This is a genomic window from Pelorhabdus sp. sgz311001, assembly GCF_055901755.1.
On the sequence record NZ_JBVXUT010000007.1, the window covers coordinates 146,022 to 163,971 of the forward strand.

The following is a 17,950-nucleotide window of genomic DNA, read 5'->3' on the forward strand; positions in this document are numbered from 1 at the left end:
AACATTTGACCTCATATAATAAGGTAAAACTTTACACTTTTTATTCAAGTATACATGTACCCATGTCTTTTTGCTACTTTTTTTTTACTAATGGGCCAAAAACAACTCCAAGCGGGTAAGAAAACAAAACCAGCCGCTTAGAAAAATATCCAATCAGCTGGTTTGCTAAAACTTCATTTTTATTATATAGCAGCCTTATCTATTTTAATGAATATAAAAGATCAGTGCAGAAGCCAGAACAATCCCTGAAAAAAAGCCGTAATCAATACGATGAAGCACAGGTCCTTTTTCCGTTTTTTTCGCGGCAAAACCGCGTAGTGCTAGCGCCATAGCCATATTTTCCGATCGACTGATTGCGCGCAGCACGAGTGGCCCAATTAAAGCGCCATAAGCAGCTAGACGAGCCAGAACGGAACTCTTTTCCTGATAACCCCGACAGGACTGAGCCTCCCGTACCTGTTTGCTTTCCTTGACAAAATCGGGAATAAACCGAAAAACCGAAGTGAGCATAAAAGCATATTCTGGCGCCAACCGAAAGGTTTCTGTAAACAGTTGATGAAATTCACTGCTTGTTGTTGTCTTTAATAAATAAACAAAGATAAAGGTCATCGCCAGCATACGCAGTCCTGACAACAAAGCTAATGCATAAGAAGCGCCGCACAGAAGCTGCAATGCGCCGAGAAATAACGCAAAGAGAACTAAAGAACCCAATACTTTCTTGCCATCACCGAATAACCCAACAGCAGCAAGCAGTACAAGCTCGGCCAAAACCAGTCCGCCTAAATAAAGAGGATCAGTTAACACAATCGCCCAAACTGTCATCGCCAAAGTCAGACAAAATTTTGTAATGATGCGTGGTTCCATCACGGATTCCCCCTTATCGCTCGTATACTTTGGGCTAGTTCTTCTAAGCTAGCCGTTCTTACTACGCCAAACTCTTGCAGTTTCTGTGATAACACAGCAGCTACCGGCAGTGTCAGCCCCCACTCTAAAGCTTGATTATGGCGGAACAGCTCTAGTGGCTCACCGTCAAAAACAAGACTGCCGCCTTGAATCACAATGACGCGATCGGCATACTTTTCCAAAACCATCCGGTCATGAGTTATGACGAGAACCGCTTTCCCCTGTCGGCAAAAGTTTTTAAGAAGCTCCATCAAGTGAGTACGAAATACCATATCTTGACCGCAAGTCGGTTCATCTAAAATCAATAAATCCGGCTGCAGCGCCACAGCGCAGGCGATAGCTAGGCGCTGTTTCTCACCCTTTGTCATCAGTTTGGGATTTTGCTGCTCTTTGCCAGTAAGTTCCAGGGCGGCAAAAGCGGCCTCTGTCACTGCTTTGACTTTATCAGGTGAAAACTTAAGCTGCCGCGGCCCATAGCTTACTTCATCCCAAGCCGTATTCTGATAGAAAATCAGATCAGGATTTTGAAATACATAACCAATATGGCGCGCCTTGTCAGCCGTTTTCGCGAAAGTAATATTTTTTCCTTGAAATAAGATTTCGCCGCCATCAGGCTTTTCCAGTGACATAATCAGTCGAGTTGTCGTCGTTTTGCCGCTGCCGTTTTTACCGGCAAGAACGGTGAACTGACCAGCTTCCAGCGAAAAGTTCAGCGGCCCTAGTTGAAAATCTATGCTTTTATAATGAAAGAGTAGATCGGCTACAGTCAGCACCGTTTTTCCCCCTTTACAGCTTGCAAATAGCAAAACAAATCCTTACTAGCTTCTTCCTCTGTCTGCCAGTAAGGCAGCGACGCATCGCCAATTCGACTTCTGAGCTGCCATAAATCAGGCAAAAACCGCTGATAAAGGCTATCGGTTTCTAAAGTCGGCGCCAAAGATCGCGGCGTTCCGGCAAAGCGAAGTTTGCCTGCTTCCAAGACTAAGAGCTGATCGGCCAGTAGCAATAAATCGCGTGGATCCTGTTCTGCCGCCACAACCGTCATCCCGTCGTCAGCTAAACGACGGAGCAGTTTATAAAGCTGTTTTTTCCCTTCGGGATCTAATGCCGCAGCTGGTTCATCAAATACAAAAAACTGCGGTTCCCGAATCAGCGCTGCCGCAATCGCCAGCCGTTGTTTCTGTCCCCCTGAGAGAGCGGCAATTTCTCGATGAGCGAAACCAGCAAGCCCCACAGCCGCTAAATAGGTTTCTACTTTTTCCTTGGCGGCAGCTAAGGGCAGTGTGTTATGAAAAGTCATTTCTTCCCAAACGGTTAGGCTAAAGAGCTGGCTTTCATAGTCTTCCAAGACAATCGCCACCTGCGGCGAAATTTCTTGTAGCGTACTTTTCACGATAGAAGTTTCATTTAAATAAATGTCGCCAGCCGCCCTACCACCGAAAAAGTGAGGAACTAAGCCGCAAAGACTGCGGCAAAACGTGCTTTTGCCACAGCCGCTCAAGCCTGTCACCACTGTCAATGTGCCGCTGGCAAGCTCAACCGCAATATCTTGCAGCGCCAAATTCTTCGGTCCATAGCCGTAGGAAAAATGTTCAAAACGGATCAAAGGGATTCCTCCTGACGATGAAAGAGCTTTTCAGCCGGATAATAGAGGAGCTGCGTAATCACAAGATTAATCGCGGCAACAGCGATAACGACAGGTAACATGCCATATAAATATACGGCCCAAGGAAGCGCTAACACGAACTTTAAAATTAAGGTAAAGATCGCACCGCTGGCGATCGTACTGATCCCGGCTGATACGCCTGGTAAAAAAGCAAACCGTTTTGTTCCGGCTGTTGTAAAGAGATGAACCAGTATGGCACAGCAAAGCGCGCCAGCAAGTTCACTCGGGATATTTGCAAAAGGAAACGCCGATTTGGAAGTGGGTATATTAATCAGACCTGCCACTAAACCAATGCCGCCAGATTGTAACAGCGTCGGCCTTGTCAAGTTAATGGCAATAGCATACATAGCGATCATAAAATTCGGCGAAATTCCCGCCACACTAGGAACAACGAAATGTAAAATAGCGCCAATGGCTAAGAGAAGCGCCGTCACAGCAATCCACCGGAAACGATTTCCTTCGCTTTGATCAAAATTCGTAAATATCGGTTCCTGTTTCAGCTCTTTTTCATTCATTTTCGTTCATCCTCCCTAAAAATGATAAATAAAAAACCCCACGTCTCCTAACAATAGGGACGAGAGGTTAACTCGCGGTGCCACCCTGATTGATGACATATAGTCATCCGGCTCTACCAAGTACGGGACAATGAAATCCGATACTGGCTTCTAGGTAACGGTAGAAGTTTCCGGCAGCGCCTACCTCACCAACAAGGTGACTCGGACTGCTTCTCACAGGCCCATTCGACAGACTGATCGGACGCCAAACTCTCACTACCATTGGCTCGCTGAACTCTTCTGGTCTTGTGTACTCTTCCTGTTCATCGAAATTTTTATTTCAATTGTTGTTATGAGTATATAAAAAAAACAGCTTTTTTGTCAAGACCTTATTGCAAAAAAATTCTTTCGTCTTTTCCTCAAGGACTAACTTCTTCATATTGTAAAAGATCACTAACTGTGACAAACTGATAACCTTCCCTACGCAGCGTATCAATGAGCGTTGGCAAAGCCGCCGGCGTCGAAAGCGGATATTGTCCGTCATGCAAGAGAACAATAGAACCAGGCTTTACCTTCGAAACGACTCGTTCCACTATATTTTCTGCTGGCGGACAACGCCAATCTTCGGGGTCAACCGACCAAGTGACCGTCGTATAGCCTCTTGCTTTAGCCGCAGCTAGCACCGCTTTATTGGCTACTCCGCCTGGCGGGCGGAATAATACAGGCTCAACGGCCGTTTCCTGTCTAACTACAGCAGCAGTTTGGTCAAGTTCTTCCCCAATCGCATCAGCCGAAAGTTTGCTTAAAAGGGTATGAGTAAATGCGTGATTTCCTAGCTCATGGCCATCGGCAATGGCTTGTTTCACTAACTCTGGCTGTTCCTTGGCATTAACCCCTAACAAAAACAACGTGGCGTGAACTCCTTTTTCCCGCAGGATTTTTAAAATTTCTGGCGTTACCTTGCGATTCGGACCATCATCAAAAGTCAGCGCAACGACTTGATGGGTTGTAGCAACACTGCGAACCATTTTTTGTTCTTCCTGCAGCTTGTCAGTCGCCGCGCCTAACGATACAATCACAGCAAAAACAAGGGCACTCCAAAAAGCAGTGCGGCGCGTTTTCCAAATACACCTTTTCACCCTTTCCACCCCCACCAAACTTTATGCAAGCAGGAGGTATCCTATGTATAAAAAGGTTTTATATTTTTGTCTGTTAGTATTCCTTTCATGGCTTTTGCTCTACCCAGCAGCTTCCTGCCAAGGAGCACCGCTCATCAAAGCAGAGGCCGCGATTTTACTAGACGGCCGAACCGGTCAGGTCTTATACGAAAAAAATAGTACGAAACGCCAAGCTCCGGCTAGTACGACAAAAATTCTAACAGCTCTACTCGCGATCGAAAGCGGGCGCCTTGACGAAGTTGTAACAGTAAGCCCCGCAGCAGCGGCTACGCCAGGCTCTACTATGCAGCTTTATGCCGGACAAAAAATTACCATGAGGGAACTTCTTACAGGCCTCTTACTTCGCTCAGGCAATGACGCGGCTGTCGCAATTGCCCAACACTTAGCAGGCTCTACGGAGGCCTTTGCGGCATTGATGAATCAACGGGCGCTAGAACTCGGCGCCGCCAGCAGTCATTTTATAAATCCCCACGGACTCTCTCACGCTGATCATTACGTATCGGCTTATGATTTAGCACGCATCACCCAGTATGCTTTAATGAATCAGACCTTTGCCGCCATTGTACGGTTAAAAGAAACGCAGATTGATTGGACGGACCGCCGCGGTCAAGAAGCAGACCGCAATCTACGCAATACGAATAAACTGCTGTGGATGCTGCCGGAAGCCGATGGCGTAAAAACAGGAACAACAGGACGGGCAGGCCCATGTCTTGTTGCCAGCGCTACGAAAGACAACCAGCAACTGATTGCCGTAGTACTCCACGACAGCGCCCGCTGGCATGATGCGGCGGCTTTATTAAATTATGGGTTCTCACAATTTTCCCTAATAGATGTGGCCGCTTCCGGTGATGTCATTGCGCCTGTTTTAATAGAAAAAGGACTGGACTCTGCCGTTGATGCACTGGCTGCCGAAGACGCCGCCCTCGTCATTGCCGCTAAAAACAAAAAGAACGCCACAGTCGAATACCATTTGCCGGAAATAGTAAAAGCCCCCGTATACCGGGGGCAAAAACTTGGTGAAATCGTGTTCTTTCAAGATCAGCAAGCCGTGAAAAGCGTGGACCTCATCGCGGCGAAAGATGTGCGGGAAGATTCACTGGAACAAGCCTTCCTGACACAGTTACTTAAAACGTATCGCCTGCTGTCAAACTGCGGCTTGTAACCCTAGCGTAGCTCGCATAAGCGTGGTTAGCTTCGTCATTATTTCGGAGTGTAACTCAAGGTTTCCGATAAAAGAACGGTAAGTAGTGCTGAAAACCGATATCGCGGAAGTTCAAAATGGCTTCCGTACCGCCAACAAATAGAACACCTTTTGATTTTAACGCCTCAAAGAAACGGCGATATAAACCATCTTTGGCTTCTTCTGTGAAATAAATGACCACATTGCGGCAAAGAATCAAGTCAAAGCCAGTATCAAAGCGATCAAGCAGCAGATTATGCTTTTTAAATTCGATGCGGTTTTTAATATCGTCATTGACAACGGCGCCGCCTTCCACAGGCTTGAAATACTTTTTCATCCGAGCTGGCGAAACATTTTTTAGTTCATTATTAACATATTGGCCCTGCTTCGCTTTGGCCAACATTTCCACGTCAAGATCTGTTGCCACAATACGATGACGCGTATTTGGCGTAAGTTCATCTAAAATCATGGCAATCGAATAAGGCTCAGCGCCAGTAGAACACCCTGCGCTCCAAATGCTCAGCTTCGGCGTAGAACGAAGCATTTCCGGGAAAACCGTCGATTCTAACTCAACAAACTTTTCAGGGGTCCGGAAGAATTCCGTAACGTTAATCGTCAAAAAGTCGATAAAATCCTTGTACATTTTCTCATCACGGTTAATGAGTTCAAAAAAGGCCATATAGCTTGTTACACCGTTTCGAGTCATGAGGTTACCGATCCGGCGCTGCATCTGCGCCGGCTTATAGTCATTTAAATTAATACTTGATTTTGCAAATAGTTTTTGTTTAAAACTTTCCCAATCTTGATCTCCACTCATAATATCCCTCCATCTTTCTGGCAAAACTGTGCTCTTTGCCTGGTCTTTCGCTTTTCGTATTCTACAATAATCTGATCAAGCAAATGGCTCATCTGCGTAACTTCTTCACAGCTTAACGCGAGGCTTCGCTCAGATTGAACCAGAACATGAAGTTCTCGCCGCAAACGCTCAATCTCGACTTCCAGTTCCCGCAGTCGCTCCATTTAACAAGACCTCGCCGTCCGTTTTTTCTGTACTTGATCCAAAAGCCACTGTCTCCAAGCGGCAAGACCATCGCCGCTCTGACAAGAAATCTCTAACAGACAAACGGTCGGATTTAAGGTGGTAATATCTTCTTTCGCTGCCGCAAGATCAAAGGGGAGATAAGGCAGTAAATCTGTTTTATTAATCAAAACCACAGCGGCTTCCTTAAAAATCAACGGATATTTCAGCGGCTTATCTTCCCCTTCGGTAACACTCAACAATGTTGCTTTCGCATCTTCACCAATAAAGAATTCCGCAGGACAGACAAGATTTCCTACATTTTCAATAATTAATAAATCAATGTCATCTAAGGGCAGTTTGGCAAGCGCTTTTTCGACCATAGCTGCATCGAGATGACAGCCGCCGCCTGTATTAATTTGGATGACTGGTATACCTAAAGCGCCAATGCGATCGGCATCCTTCGCCGTAAATAAATCGCCTTCAATAACAGCTACACGTAACTTATCTTTAAGCGAAGCTAACGTTTTTTCGAGAAGCGTTGTTTTGCCAGCACCAGGAGATCCTAGCAAATTTAGCGCAAAAACACCTTTTTCCGCAAAAATCTGCTGCAACGACCTAGCTATACGGTCATTTTTATCGAGAATGTTTTCCATAACCTTGACTTCCATGTCAATCCACCTCCAAATGATCTACCTTAAGCTCTCTCCCTGACAGAATCGTTACAGCTCTTGACTCGCAACTTGGACAAAGGAACTTATAGTTCTCTATAGGAAATTCTTTGCCGCACTCACAGCAAGAACCAATCAAAGGCGTCTTTTGAATAAATAATTTGGCGCCACTGCAAAAAGTCCCTGCCGTTACGGCTTCAAAACAGAAAAAAAGAGAATCAGCCTCCACACCAGCCATTTCGCCAACAAGCAAATGGACTTCACGAACAATCCGAAACTCGTATTTCGCCTGCATGTCTTTTACAAGATCTAAAATTCCTTCGGCGATGGCCATTTCATGCATAATATCCCTCTCTGATTTTACTGACATTTGTGCAACTATTTGACAAGCCACACCAAGCATAATTCAAGCGCCAAATCCCGATAATAGAAGTAGTAACACAAAAGGAGGTGAACTACAATGGCAAGAAGCAATAAACCGGTTACACCGTCGGCCGAAAATGCTCTGGACCGTATGAAAATGGAAGTGGCCACAGAACTTGGGATTGCCGATAATGTTAAAAACCAGGGCTGGGCTACCATGACCTCCGCTGACTGCGGCCGCGTCGGCGGCCATATGGTCAGAAGAATGATTGCACAGTACGAAGCCAGCATGGGCGGCTCGTCAGAGGCAAATACAGGTTCGCTTACCGCAAAGATGGATCCTAACAGCTAAAGCTAAAAGGGTCTAATCGCAAGGACGGCTGAGGCCGTCCTTTACTTATTCAAAGATAACAACAACTTCCGCCCCAGGCTCAACAACCCGATTCGGTGCTATGTTTTGATTGACGGCAGTGCCAGAGCCAACAGGAATAAAGCAAAGGCCGCTATTTGCCAAAATCTGACCGGCTTCACGAATGGTCTTACCGGCTACCGAAGGCACCAGAATCTTGCCTGGCGGTACTGGCGGCAAGGAACCTTGTGAATCTTTCGGCGCTGTCGCTGTTTGGGTCGGCGGTACTTGGGGCAGCACATTGCCGCCAATTGGTCTGATTTCCAAATAACGCATAAGCTGCGTCATAATGTCGCTAAAGACAGGAGCGGCAATTTGTCCGCCATAATAAGAGTCGCCCCCCGTATCATCAAGTACAACGAGAACCGATAGAGCGGGATCTTCTACTGGGCCAAAGCCAACAAAAGAAGAAATGTAATGGCCTTCTTCATAGCCGCCATTTTTTTCATTTAATCGCTGAGCCGTACCCGTCTTACCGGCAAAGTGATATCCTTTTACCTGGGCTTTCACCCCGCCGCCTTCAGACACCACTTTTTCCAAAAGAGATACCAACGTATGGGCTGTTTCTGGCGTAATGACCTGACGCGCCGGATCAGGCAATTTTGTTGCCACAGTCGAACCATCAGGGTTGTAAATCGCTTTAATAATATGAGGTTTTAACAGCAAACCGTCATTGGCAATAGCCGATACCGCAGTAATCAGTTGCAGCGGCGTGACAGCAATACTTTGCCCAATCGACATGGTAGCCAGATCTGACGGTCTCATGTCGGCCGGATTAAATAAAATACCCTGTTCTTCGCCTGGCAACTCAATTCCTGTGGGCTTGCCAAAACCAAAATTACGGGTATAGTCCATGAGTCGCGTAGCGCCAATACGCATACCCACTTTGACAAAGCCTGTATTTAGAGATTTTTTAATAATATCGGTAAAGGACGTATTATTTAATCGTTCTTCATCGGCATTTTGTATTTTCCGTCCTGACACCTCTACATAACCTTGATCGGTAAACCGTTCATCAGGATATACGAGCCCTTCTTGCAGCGCGGCGGCAGCTACCACCGATTTAAAGGTAGATCCCGGTTCATAGACAATAGATAACGCACGGTTTCGCCAAGCCGCAGCCGTAGCCTTATCAAAATGATTCGGATCAAAAGTCGGTCGACTGGCCATAGCTAAAATCTCGCCCGTTTTGGGATTCATAACGAGAACAGTAGCCGCTCTAGCGTTGGTCATAGCAATCCCACGATCAAGACATTGCTCCACAATAAACTGAATATTACTATCAATCGTTAGGGATACGTTCTTTACTTGTTTCGCTGGTGTAAAGGTAAAAACGGAGTTAAAAATAGGGATACCGTAGTTGTCCGTATCGACAAGCTGTTGCATATTTTTCCCTTTGATCGTACTGTCAAGGCTCATTTCAAGCCCATCAAGCCCAACGTCATCAGTGCCAACAAAACCGAGCACCTGCGCAGCCAAGCGATCATTAGGATAATAGCGCTTACTTTCATCAACAAAATAAAGCCCTTTCAGCTTATGCTGCTCAATATACGCTTTTACCTGCTTATATTGCTCTGGCTCTAATGTTCGATGTATATACACAAAGAATTTACCGGATTTTAAAACATCAACGATCTCTTCGGGTTTCTCATTGACGATTGGCGCCAGCTCCGCTGCGACCGTATCAGGATCACCGTTAAATTCACTAGGATTGGCATATAAGGATTTATTCAGACTGCTGACAGCAAGCTCTTTGCCATTGCGGTCAAAAATTGTGCCGCGCGGCGACTGCAGCTTTAAATTCTCCTGAAGTTGATTTTTCATTTTTTCACTGTATTGTTTACCATCAACAAACTGAATCCAGGCAATCCGGCCAATTAAGCCTGCAATCACAACTAAGAAAACAGTTACAGTCAGGGCAATACGCCCTTTAAGCGAGGCCGTCTGGATACGCATCAATTCACACTTCCCATGATTTCATAAAACTTTACTTACCTATTTTTATTCCACGAAATACAGGTATTTCCCTGCCGTTTTTATTCTTCAATGCGACGTCGTACCAACTTAAGCCGTGGTCGCTCTAAGGGGACAACTTCCGATAAACTAGGTCGTTCCGCGCCGCCATAGCGGCCAATGCTCATGAGCATACCGATAGCCGTCATATTCACTAGCAAGGATGTACCGCCATAGCTGATAAAGGGCAGCGGCACCCCAGTGACAGGAATGACACCGCAGACCATCGCAATATTAGCAACAGCCTGCCCAACAATGAGCGATGTTAAACCAAGTCCGAGTATCGTACCAAAGCCATCAGGCGCTTTAAGGGCAATCCGCACCCCATAAATCCCAATAACCAGAAGTAAAAAAATAACACAGACGGCGCCAACAAAGCCCATTTCTTGAGCAAGAATCGCAAAAGCAAAATCGGTATGAGCTTCTGGCAGATAGTAGAATTTACTTGAACCCATCCCAAAACCAGTACCAAAAAAGCCGCCTGACCCAATGGCTAGTAACGACTGTACCGTCTGATAGCCAATCCCCTGCTGATAGGCCCAAGGATCAAGCCACGCCGCAATTCGCTCGGCTCGATAGGCTGCGGCAAACACAAGATAGACACAAGCAACGCAAAAAGACACAAATAAGCCTAGTATCTGCTGGCGAGGAATTCCGGCTATAACATACAAAAACAGACTGATTCCCGCTATGACCACAGCTGTCCCCATGTCGGGCTGCTTTAATACCATAACCCCCATTAGCAAAGAAACATAAATGGGCTGAGAAAACAAGGTAATATGGCGATGACGATCAATGCGCGGCCCTAAATAGGCGGCTGATAAGAGCACCGCTGTCAGTTTCGCCACCTCGGAAGGCTGAAAATTAATGCCCGCTAGACGAATCCAACGTTTCGCCCCATTTGCGTCCAGCCCCATAATCGGCACAAGAATCAGTACGAGCAGCGTTCCTAGCATTAGATAATTAAGGGGACGCCCGCGCCACCGCCGATAGTCAATTTTAGCGCAAAAAATAAGACTAATCAAACCAATCCCTAAAACCATCAAATGACGCTTTACATAAAAATAACTATCATGAAATTGCTGCCCAGCCGCTACAAAACTGGCGCTAAAAACATTCACCATACCAAACAAAACAAGTAACATGGTAACAACAAGCAGCGCCTCCACGGGATTTCGCCAAAACTGCGGTATACTTCTCACAATCATAAACTCCTCTTGGTTTTTACTACACTTTCACTTCTACCTCTTCACTTCTACTTCTTCAGAAAATCTTCCTGCTCTAAACCGCTAGAGGAAAAAGTCCTGAGCTGCTTTTAGCCCAGGACTTTTTTACTGTTTTATTTTCTTCACTAAGGGGCGCGGCCATTGATGTGACCATTTCATCTTTGGCTTTGCTTCGTTTTTCTTCGGGTCTTCTGCAAGGTCTTCCCCTAAGGGTTCAATGGTATCTTCCGCTAATTCTTTGTGTAACTCTTGCGATAGTTCTGTGATAAGCACGGGAGCTGCTTCTGTCGCTTCATCCCGTTCGCTTGCCGCTGGCTCTGGTTCTTCTCGCGGCACAACTTCTTCCCATTCACCGCTATTTTGTTGGTACTGATGAGCCCATTTCGGTCGATTCGCTGTATCAAGTCCGCTATAACAGGGCATAGGTTCCTCATTCTCAGCAACAGCTTCTGCATCGCTTTCCGCCTGCAATCCGAGCAGCTCTGGCGACAAAGTCATTTCAGGCGTAAACGGATAAAGCTCCGGCTCAACCATTTGCTGTGAAGACAAACAAGCTTTCTCTAACATGGCCAGAACACTCAAATAATGCTCCGCTTCCCGTCGCAAATGATCCGCCAATTCTCGTGGCAAAATTCCCAGTAGTCGACACTGCGCAATAAGTTCTTCTGCCAATTTTTTAAAATCCCTGAGTCGCAGCGTCGCCCGTCGCGTATCAGCTAGATAACGCAAAAAAGCCGGAATATCTTGGTGCCGCCGATCCAGCATGGACACAAAATCGCGGCCCTGCAAATAAATTTCATCAAACTCCTTCGTAAAACTTCGCGCCGTATCAATCACATTGCGCTCTGACGGATCCACCAAAGCTCCCATAAACTGCGTATGATCCTCCATAATGCGAACCCAGAAAAGATTTTCTTGCGCTTTTGTCGCCTGTAGGAGCGGCCGATTGTCTCTGATCTTTTCAAATAGACCTACAGCATAAGCATTTTCCCGCAGCAAGTGATCGATTTGCAAGGGATACAAATGGCTTAAGAGTTCGCAGGTAATCATCCGGTTGAGAAGCTGCCGCTGAAACTGATAAAAATTCATCATTACAGGTAATGCCTGATCGACCACTTCAACCGGACGCCGCAATTCATCAGCACGACGGCGCAGAGCGCGAAGTTCCTGATAAAAAGCCTGCGCTTTTTCAGCCAAGGCGGACTGCACTCCCGCCAGACCGGCACGAATAAACAAAGCATGTTCTTCTAAAATGTGCAGCCAAAACCGTACCTGATCGCCTGTAGGCGGCGACAGCGGCACTGCCGTTTTGGCAAAAGGCGGACGCGGCATACTAACACTCCCCTATTGCAGTACTTTCAACTACTATAGGTTTATGCAAAAATAGCACAGAATGTTCAGGAAAAATAGACCTCACAGCGATAAATTGGCTGTCCCAAGGCACTAAATTTTGCTTCATACTCTGTTTCTACATTTTCATCCCATTCTTCCTTATGGAGATCGAGAGAAATATGCTTTAATTTTAAATTACAGTCGGCAAACTCATTTAAAGAAAAAGCAAAGAGATCGCGGTTGTCGGTCTTAAAACAGAGCGGCGCGCCCATTTGCAACAGGCCGCTGTAAACAGAAAAAAAACTGCGATGAGTCAACCGTCGTTTGCTATGGCGTTTTTTCGGCCAGGGATCGCAAAAATTAATAAAAAGTCCGGCTATGGATCCCGGTGCAAAGAGTTCTGTAAGTAATTTTCCATCCATTAATAAAAACCGCACATTTTTTAACCCTTTTTCTCTCGCTTTGCGAGCAGCAAAATAAATAATATCGTGCTGAGCTTCGACGCCCACATAGAGCTTATCAGGATGAAGCGCCGCCATTTCCGTAATAAAGCGGCCTTTCCCTGTACCCACTTCCACATAGATCTCACCAGATTTGCCGAAAATCTGATTCCAATTGTCGGCACTCACAGATTCATTCAAATTTACAATTAAGTCACTATATTCCTGAATTGCTTCGACAATCCAAGCTTGCTTTCTCAGGCGCAAATTATTCACCTCGTCTAAAAATTATCCTCTGAAAACTTCAGACTTCTATTTTACGATACTTTTTAGTCTTTTGGTATCTTTCCGGCGAAAAAAGGCGAAATTTAACAGGAAAACAAAAGCTTCCGGCGAATAGTATGCCAAAGAGAAATCTTTTCAATGCAGATCGGAGTGAGCAATATACATGAAAGCGACAGTAGTAAGTACTTGGATGGATACAGCAAAGAAACTATGGGGCAACGATCTGACGGGTCAAGCCATGGAATCCGTCGGCTGGCCGCGCGATAAAATTTTTCTCATGACTGAAGATATTCCTGATGATAAACCGGGAAAATTCGTAAATTTTATTGCGCAGCATGCGGGAAAAAGTGCTGATGATATTTGGCTTGAAATTGGCAAAGATAATATCAAAACGTTCTTTCGCTTCTACCCCGCCTTCTTCCAAAAAGAAAATCTATACTCTTTCCTTCGTTCTATTTACGACATTCATGTCGTCATTGTAAAACGGATTGCCGGCGCCCATCCACCGGAACTATTAATTAATCCTATCTCAGAGCGTGAAGCCATTATTAGTTATCGTTCGAAGCGAGCTATGTTCGGTTATTTCCGCGGCCTGTTAGCCGGATCAGCCGAGCATTTTAAAGAAAAAATTCAAATTGAAAAAGTGGAACAGACCAGTGATTCTTTAAAGCTAAAACTGACTTTTGATAAACCGATTTCCTATACTAAAAGCTATTTCTTTAACCAGCTTCTCGCCTTTGGTATCTTCAAATCGCTTGCGGCCAAAGCTGGCCTTGCTACAGGTTTTGTAACTCTCGTTCTTTGCGGTCTTTTATCACTGGCTGGTCTAAACGCTCCGCTGTGGCTTGCTCTCGTCAGCGGCTTCTCCGCCTTCGGCGCTTCCCAGTTACTGCTGGCGCCGTTATCGGCCATAAAACAAGACTTGCAAAACTTGCAGGAACGCAACTATATTCCCGAAGAAAAAATCAAGTCCTCTGATGAATTGGAAACTATTTTTGCCATGATTCGCCGCTATAAACAACTGCTAAAAGGCGACTTTGTAGGCTTTAAAGGCATTACTGATGAAATGGGCAAATTTGCCGATGATTTTAACGGTCTTGCCGACCGCATGAGCGATACCTCCCAAGGCATTACGAATGTAGTGCAAGATGTAGCTGCTGCGGCTTCCAGCCAAGCCCAAGAAACAGAAAGCGCTGTAGAAATCTTGACAGGCAATCTTGATACGCTAAAAGATGTCATGACTCAACAAACCTTGAATAAACAACGTCTGGAAACAGCCGTTGCTGAAATCAATAAAGGGTTCACTGATGTGCAAGCTTCCAGCGAAAAAATCGGCGCGAGCTTAGTCCATTTTGCCAAAGTAAAAAATGCCGCCGAAGACCTCCAGTCTCAGGCTACCAATATCTCGGCAATCACGAATATGGTCGCAGCAATTGCCGGACAAACAAATCTCTTGGCTCTCAATGCCGCCATTGAAGCAGCCCGGGCTGGTGAACAAGGCCGCGGCTTTGCTGTCGTCGCCGAAGAAGTGCGAAAATTAGCCGAACAATCCCACGAACACTCGGAACAAATCTCTAGCGATCTAAAAATATTAACAGGCACGATCGGCGAAGTCGTCCTCTCCATCGAAAAAGAATTCGATATTCTCGACACAGAAAGCAAACAGCTTGGCAATGTTGTAAATGTGAACAACAGCCATGTGGAAAATATTCATTTAGTTGCTAACAACATTGTCGATATGATTGATAAACTGGAAGCAGAAATGGAAGGCCTGAACCGTGTATCTGATAAAATCGAATCGCTCGCCGCGATTTCCGAAGAAAACTCGGCAGCCAGTCAGGAAATGAGTTCTGCTGTGCATATCTACGATGAAAAGTTACGCGACATGCTTGAAAAGATCACTGAGTTTAAAGCAGTCATTCGCAACTTTAGTGCCGATATGAAACATTATCGTACCTAATAATAAGAGTCCCCAATTAACGCATTGTTATGAAAACAAAGAGCATTTACGACTAAGCCTCAGGCCAAGCGTAAATGCTCTTTATATTTTATATTTAAGAAAGTCTTGATTTTTGCTCTCGCAAAAGTCGCATCCCATTCAGTGTAACTAAGAGCGAAGCGCCCATATCAGCGAAGATAGCCAGCCATAAATTGACGATGCCGAAAAAAGTTCCCACTACGAATAGTCCTTTAAGGCCAATCGAAAAGACAATGTTTTGTTTAATAATCGCCATAGTCTGGCGGCTGAGTCTGATTAAATACGGAAGTTTACTAAGATCATCAGAGAGTAAGGCAATATCAGCAACTTCGATCGCAGCATCAGATCCAGCAGCCCCCATAGCTACGCCGATTTGCGCCGTGGCTAAAGCAGGCGCATCATTGATCCCATCGCCGACCATCAGAATTTGCCCTTGCTGCGCGATAATACTATTTAACGCCGTAACTTTATCTTCGGGTAGTAACTCACTATAATACTGCTGAAGTCCTAGTGAATCAGCTACTGTTTTTGCGACTAACCTATTATCGCCCGTAAGCATCGTGATGGAATCAATCCCTAACGACTGCAGCGAAGCAACGGTGGCTTTGCTTTGCTCTCGCACTTGATCTGCTAAAGCAATTACGCCATAGAACTCTTTGTCTGAGCCAAAATAAACAACTGTTTTCCCCATTTCTTCTAAGGCGATAGCCGCCTCGCTTGCTAAGGTCAGCGGCAAGTTCCGTTCCATGAAGAGACGACGATTGCCACCGTATAAAAGGGTCCCGTCAGCCAGTTCGGCCCTAGCCCCTCGCCCAGGCAAAGCTTGAAAATCCTTCGCTTCTAGTGCCGTTTCTAAAGTATTGAGGCGCTTGGCTTCTACCATAATCGCCTTCGCGATGGGGTGCTCTGACCACCGCTCTAAAGCGGCAGCAACCTGTAATAATTCCGCTGTTTTCGTATTCTCAATGGGAAGTACATCAGTAACCGTAAGTTTTCCAGTTGTAAGTGTGCCCGTTTTATCAAAAGCAATCGATTTCACCATGCCAGCGGCCTCTAAATAATTCCCGCCTTTCACTAAAATACCATGCCGCGAGGCATTTCCTAAAGCAGCGACGATCGACACAGGCGTAGAAATTACGAGAGCGCAGGGACAGGAAATGACGAGCAGCACCAACGCCCGATAAAACCAGGGTTGAAACGGCTCGCTAAACACGAGCGGCGGCACTGTCATCATCAGGACAGCCCCGGCTATAACGACTGGCGTATAGTAAGCGGCAAAGCGATCCACAAGCTGCTGAATCGGCGCTTTTTGCGCCTGAGCCGCTTCAACGCGTTGCTGAATCTTAGCTACAGTCGACTCGGAAGCCAACTGAGTCACTGTCATGGTAAAAGCGCCCTCGCCATTGATCGTACCAGCATATACAGTATCACCAATGGTTTTATCGACAGGCAAAGACTCGCCAGTAATCGGCGCTTGATTCACCGATGTGGCGCTGCTTAAAATATGTCCATCTAAAGCAATTCGTTCCCCTGGTTTGACTAGCACACGATCACCAATCTCAATCACTTCGACAGGCAGACGAATTTCCTGCCCATCGCGCTGTACCAGCGCTTCCGCCGGCGTTAAATCTAAAAGCGCGTTCACAGAAGAACGAGTCTTATACAACGTATAGGCTTGCAGTAAATTCCCTAGCGAGAATAAAAAGACCACCGTAGCGCCTTCACTCCACTGACCAATCGCTACCGCGCCAATCGCTGCTAGCAGCATAAGAAAATTCGTATCAAGACTCCGCTGCTTTAGACTATAAAGCCCGCTTTTCGCCACAGGATAGCCGCCAATTACCATAGTCCCAAGATAAAAGGCCTCAGCCAAAGAAATCTGTCCTAGCCCTTCTAAGAGATTTGCCAGCAAAAGGGCTATGCCAGAAGCAGCAACGATAAAAAATTTACGATTTTTAAACCAGTTTGTTGTAGCTTTTTCGTTGGGCCTCGCGGTCTGGCTATCAATCATTTGATAGCCCATCGTACGAACCACTTTATCAATCGTCGCCACAGTGACTCTATTTTCATCATAAATCACTTGCAGCTTACTTGCCGTAAAATTCACTTTTGCTAAAGCGACACCAGGTATTTTTCCAACTAACTCGCCAAGATGAGCCGCGCAATCCGCACAATCAAGGCCTTCAATTACAAATGCCTTTTCCATAACCTTCCCCCTTATCACAAATGGTTGATATGATCGAGCCCCTGACATAAGAGCGCCATAACATGACCATCATCGAGGCTGTACCAAGCCTCTTTACCAGCCTTACGATATTTTACGACACGAGCGCCTCGCAGGATACGCAATTGATGCGATACAGCTGACTGCCCAAGTTGCAGCGTTGCCGCAATATCACACACACAGAGTTCCTGCTTTGATAAGAGATGGACAATCCGAATCCGCGTCGGATCGCCAAGAATCTTAAAGATTTCAGCAAGCTGCTGCACTTTGCCCTCAGCTAACAATTCCGCCCTAGCCAGGCAAATTGTTTCGGGGTGAAAACACAGCGTTTCACATAAGTCACCACTGCTACTATTTTGCAAGACGGGAGTCGCTTCTAACGACTCTTGTTCGATACTATGATCTTCTAATATACTTCTCATTGTTTCACCCTCCAACATATGAATATATGTTCATATGTATATCATATGGCATTACATCACTTGCTGTCAATAAGCAAAGAAAAAACCGCCAGATTCTCATCTGGCGGCACTTTCCTTTGCGCAACGATTCGACTAATTATTCACTGAA

Annotated in this window: 18 protein-coding genes and 1 other annotated feature; of the genes, 3 read left to right on the top strand and 15 right to left on the bottom strand. The window is 45.8% G+C overall.

The window, feature by feature from the left end:
- Positions 1 to 204 precede the first annotated feature (204 nt).
- The 5 genes from AC0MXB_RS16635 to AC0MXB_RS16655 form a co-directional block, all read right to left on the bottom strand.
- Positions 205 to 864: an energy-coupling factor transporter transmembrane component T gene (locus AC0MXB_RS16635; RefSeq protein ID WP_474040848.1), complete on the bottom strand. Its 660-nt coding sequence runs from the start codon at positions 862 to 864 to the stop codon at positions 205 to 207.
- Positions 864 to 1,676 (bottom strand): energy-coupling factor ABC transporter ATP-binding protein, encoded by an 813-nt coding sequence (locus AC0MXB_RS16640; RefSeq protein WP_474040849.1) that lies wholly within the window; start codon positions 1,674 to 1,676, stop codon positions 864 to 866. The genes AC0MXB_RS16635 and AC0MXB_RS16640 overlap by 1 nt, the downstream gene beginning before the upstream one ends.
- Positions 1,670 to 2,509: an energy-coupling factor ABC transporter ATP-binding protein gene (locus tag AC0MXB_RS16645; RefSeq protein ID WP_474040850.1), complete on the bottom strand. Its 840-nt coding sequence runs from the start codon at positions 2,507 to 2,509 to the stop codon at positions 1,670 to 1,672. Before AC0MXB_RS16645 ends, AC0MXB_RS16640 begins: the two co-directional genes overlap by 7 nt.
- Entirely contained in the window at positions 2,506 to 3,084 is a 579-nt protein-coding gene (locus AC0MXB_RS16650; RefSeq protein WP_474040851.1) for a tryptophan transporter, read from the bottom strand. Before AC0MXB_RS16650 ends, AC0MXB_RS16645 begins: the two co-directional genes overlap by 4 nt.
- 52 nt (positions 3,085 to 3,136) lie before the next feature.
- Positions 3,137 to 3,399: a binding site (T-box leader), on the bottom strand.
- An 83-nt stretch (positions 3,400 to 3,482) separates the two neighbouring features.
- Positions 3,483 to 4,202 carry a polysaccharide deacetylase family protein gene (locus AC0MXB_RS16655; protein WP_474040852.1) on the bottom strand — a complete coding sequence of 240 codons (720 nt, stop codon included), beginning with the start codon at positions 4,200 to 4,202 and terminating at the stop codon, positions 3,483 to 3,485.
- Positions 4,203 to 4,245: 43 nt separating this feature from the next.
- On the opposite strand from AC0MXB_RS16655, the gene AC0MXB_RS16660 reads away from it, so the two are divergent.
- Entirely contained in the window at positions 4,246 to 5,403 is a 1,158-nt protein-coding gene (locus tag AC0MXB_RS16660) for a D-alanyl-D-alanine carboxypeptidase family protein (protein ID WP_474040853.1), read from the top strand.
- Between the two features lie 55 nt (positions 5,404 to 5,458).
- On the opposite strand, the gene AC0MXB_RS16665 is transcribed toward AC0MXB_RS16660, so the two are convergent.
- From AC0MXB_RS16665 to hypA, 4 genes are read right to left on the bottom strand one after another with little or no spacing between them, the layout of a single operon-like run.
- Positions 5,459 to 6,238 (bottom strand): CheR family methyltransferase, encoded by a 780-nt coding sequence (locus AC0MXB_RS16665; protein WP_474040854.1) that lies wholly within the window; start codon positions 6,236 to 6,238, stop codon positions 5,459 to 5,461.
- On the bottom strand, positions 6,235 to 6,441 hold the full coding sequence (locus tag AC0MXB_RS16670) for an aspartyl-phosphate phosphatase Spo0E family protein (protein WP_474040855.1): 207 nt from the start codon (positions 6,439 to 6,441) through the stop codon (positions 6,235 to 6,237). Before AC0MXB_RS16670 ends, AC0MXB_RS16665 begins: the two co-directional genes overlap by 4 nt.
- On the bottom strand, positions 6,442 to 7,110 hold the full coding sequence (gene hypB / locus AC0MXB_RS16675) for a hydrogenase nickel incorporation protein HypB (protein WP_474040856.1): 669 nt from the start codon (positions 7,108 to 7,110) through the stop codon (positions 6,442 to 6,444).
- A gap of 1 nt (position 7,111) precedes the next feature.
- Positions 7,112 to 7,453, bottom strand: coding sequence for a hydrogenase maturation nickel metallochaperone HypA (gene hypA, locus AC0MXB_RS16680; protein WP_474040857.1), 342 nt, complete (start codon positions 7,451 to 7,453; stop codon positions 7,112 to 7,114).
- A 117-nt stretch (positions 7,454 to 7,570) separates the two neighbouring features.
- Between hypA and AC0MXB_RS16685 the strand changes: the two genes are divergently transcribed.
- A complete protein-coding gene (locus tag AC0MXB_RS16685; RefSeq protein ID WP_474040858.1) occupies positions 7,571 to 7,825 on the top strand; it encodes a small, acid-soluble spore protein, alpha/beta type in 255 nt (84 codons plus the stop codon).
- Positions 7,826 to 7,870: 45 nt separating this feature from the next.
- On the opposite strand, the gene AC0MXB_RS16690 is transcribed toward AC0MXB_RS16685, so the two are convergent.
- The 4 genes from AC0MXB_RS16690 to trmB all read right to left on the bottom strand — a co-directional run bounded on the left by AC0MXB_RS16690 (position 7,871) and on the right by trmB (position 13,160).
- Positions 7,871 to 9,838 carry a penicillin-binding protein gene (locus tag AC0MXB_RS16690; protein WP_474040943.1) on the bottom strand — a complete coding sequence of 656 codons (1,968 nt, stop codon included), beginning with the start codon at positions 9,836 to 9,838 and terminating at the stop codon, positions 7,871 to 7,873.
- A gap of 80 nt (positions 9,839 to 9,918) precedes the next feature.
- Positions 9,919 to 11,097 (bottom strand): putative lipid II flippase FtsW, encoded by a 1,179-nt coding sequence (ftsW, locus tag AC0MXB_RS16695; RefSeq protein WP_474040859.1) that lies wholly within the window; start codon positions 11,095 to 11,097, stop codon positions 9,919 to 9,921.
- A gap of 129 nt (positions 11,098 to 11,226) precedes the next feature.
- Positions 11,227 to 12,453, bottom strand: a complete 1,227-nt coding sequence (locus tag AC0MXB_RS16700; RefSeq protein ID WP_474040860.1) for a DUF2935 domain-containing protein — start codon at positions 12,451 to 12,453, stop codon at positions 11,227 to 11,229.
- 65 nt (positions 12,454 to 12,518) lie between these two features.
- Positions 12,519 to 13,160, bottom strand: coding sequence for a tRNA (guanosine(46)-N7)-methyltransferase TrmB (gene trmB / locus AC0MXB_RS16705; RefSeq protein WP_474040861.1), 642 nt, complete (start codon positions 13,158 to 13,160; stop codon positions 12,519 to 12,521).
- A gap of 181 nt (positions 13,161 to 13,341) precedes the next feature.
- Here trmB and AC0MXB_RS16710 point away from each other — a divergent pair, with 181 nt between their 5' ends.
- The gene (locus AC0MXB_RS16710; protein ID WP_474040862.1) at positions 13,342 to 15,138 is read left to right on the top strand and encodes a heme NO-binding domain-containing protein; all 1,797 of its coding nucleotides are present in this window, start codon (positions 13,342 to 13,344) and stop codon (positions 15,136 to 15,138) included.
- Positions 15,139 to 15,232: 94 nt separating this feature from the next.
- Here the strand turns inward: AC0MXB_RS16710 and AC0MXB_RS16715 are convergent, their stop codons facing one another.
- Positions 15,233 to 17,362: a heavy metal translocating P-type ATPase gene (locus tag AC0MXB_RS16715; RefSeq protein ID WP_474040863.1), complete on the bottom strand. Its 2,130-nt coding sequence runs from the start codon at positions 17,360 to 17,362 to the stop codon at positions 15,233 to 15,235.
- A gap of 14 nt (positions 17,363 to 17,376) precedes the next feature.
- Positions 17,377 to 17,742, bottom strand: coding sequence for an ArsR/SmtB family transcription factor (locus tag AC0MXB_RS16720; RefSeq protein WP_474040944.1), 366 nt, complete (start codon positions 17,740 to 17,742; stop codon positions 17,377 to 17,379).
- Between the last annotated feature and the right edge of the window lie 208 nt (positions 17,743 to 17,950).

What these genes read in the sequence shown, in the direction of transcription:
- AC0MXB_RS16635 (WP_474040848.1), bottom strand. Translation starts at nt 864, where the DNA reads ATGGAACCACGCATCATTACAAAATTTTGTCTGACTTTGGCGATGACA.
- AC0MXB_RS16650 (WP_474040851.1), bottom strand. Translation starts at nt 3,084, where the DNA reads ATGAATGAAAAAGAGCTGAAACAGGAACCGATATTTACGAATTTTGAT.
- AC0MXB_RS16660 (WP_474040853.1), top strand. Translation starts at nt 4,246, where the DNA reads ATGTATAAAAAGGTTTTATATTTTTGTCTGTTAGTATTCCTTTCATGG.
- AC0MXB_RS16665 (WP_474040854.1), bottom strand. Translation starts at nt 6,238, where the DNA reads ATGAGTGGAGATCAAGATTGGGAAAGTTTTAAACAAAAACTATTTGCA.
- AC0MXB_RS16670 (WP_474040855.1), bottom strand. Translation starts at nt 6,441, where the DNA reads ATGGAGCGACTGCGGGAACTGGAAGTCGAGATTGAGCGTTTGCGGCGA.
- hypB (WP_474040856.1), bottom strand. Translation starts at nt 7,110, where the DNA reads ATGGAAGTCAAGGTTATGGAAAACATTCTCGATAAAAATGACCGTATA.
- hypA (WP_474040857.1), bottom strand. Translation starts at nt 7,453, where the DNA reads ATGCATGAAATGGCCATCGCCGAAGGAATTTTAGATCTTGTAAAAGAC.
- AC0MXB_RS16685 (WP_474040858.1), top strand. Translation starts at nt 7,571, where the DNA reads ATGGCAAGAAGCAATAAACCGGTTACACCGTCGGCCGAAAATGCTCTG.
- AC0MXB_RS16690 (WP_474040943.1), bottom strand. Translation starts at nt 9,838, where the DNA reads ATGCGTATCCAGACGGCCTCGCTTAAAGGGCGTATTGCCCTGACTGTA.
- AC0MXB_RS16700 (WP_474040860.1), bottom strand. Translation starts at nt 12,453, where the DNA reads ATGCCGCGTCCGCCTTTTGCCAAAACGGCAGTGCCGCTGTCGCCGCCT.
- AC0MXB_RS16710 (WP_474040862.1), top strand. Translation starts at nt 13,342, where the DNA reads ATGAAAGCGACAGTAGTAAGTACTTGGATGGATACAGCAAAGAAACTA.
- AC0MXB_RS16715 (WP_474040863.1), bottom strand. Translation starts at nt 17,362, where the DNA reads ATGGAAAAGGCATTTGTAATTGAAGGCCTTGATTGTGCGGATTGCGCG.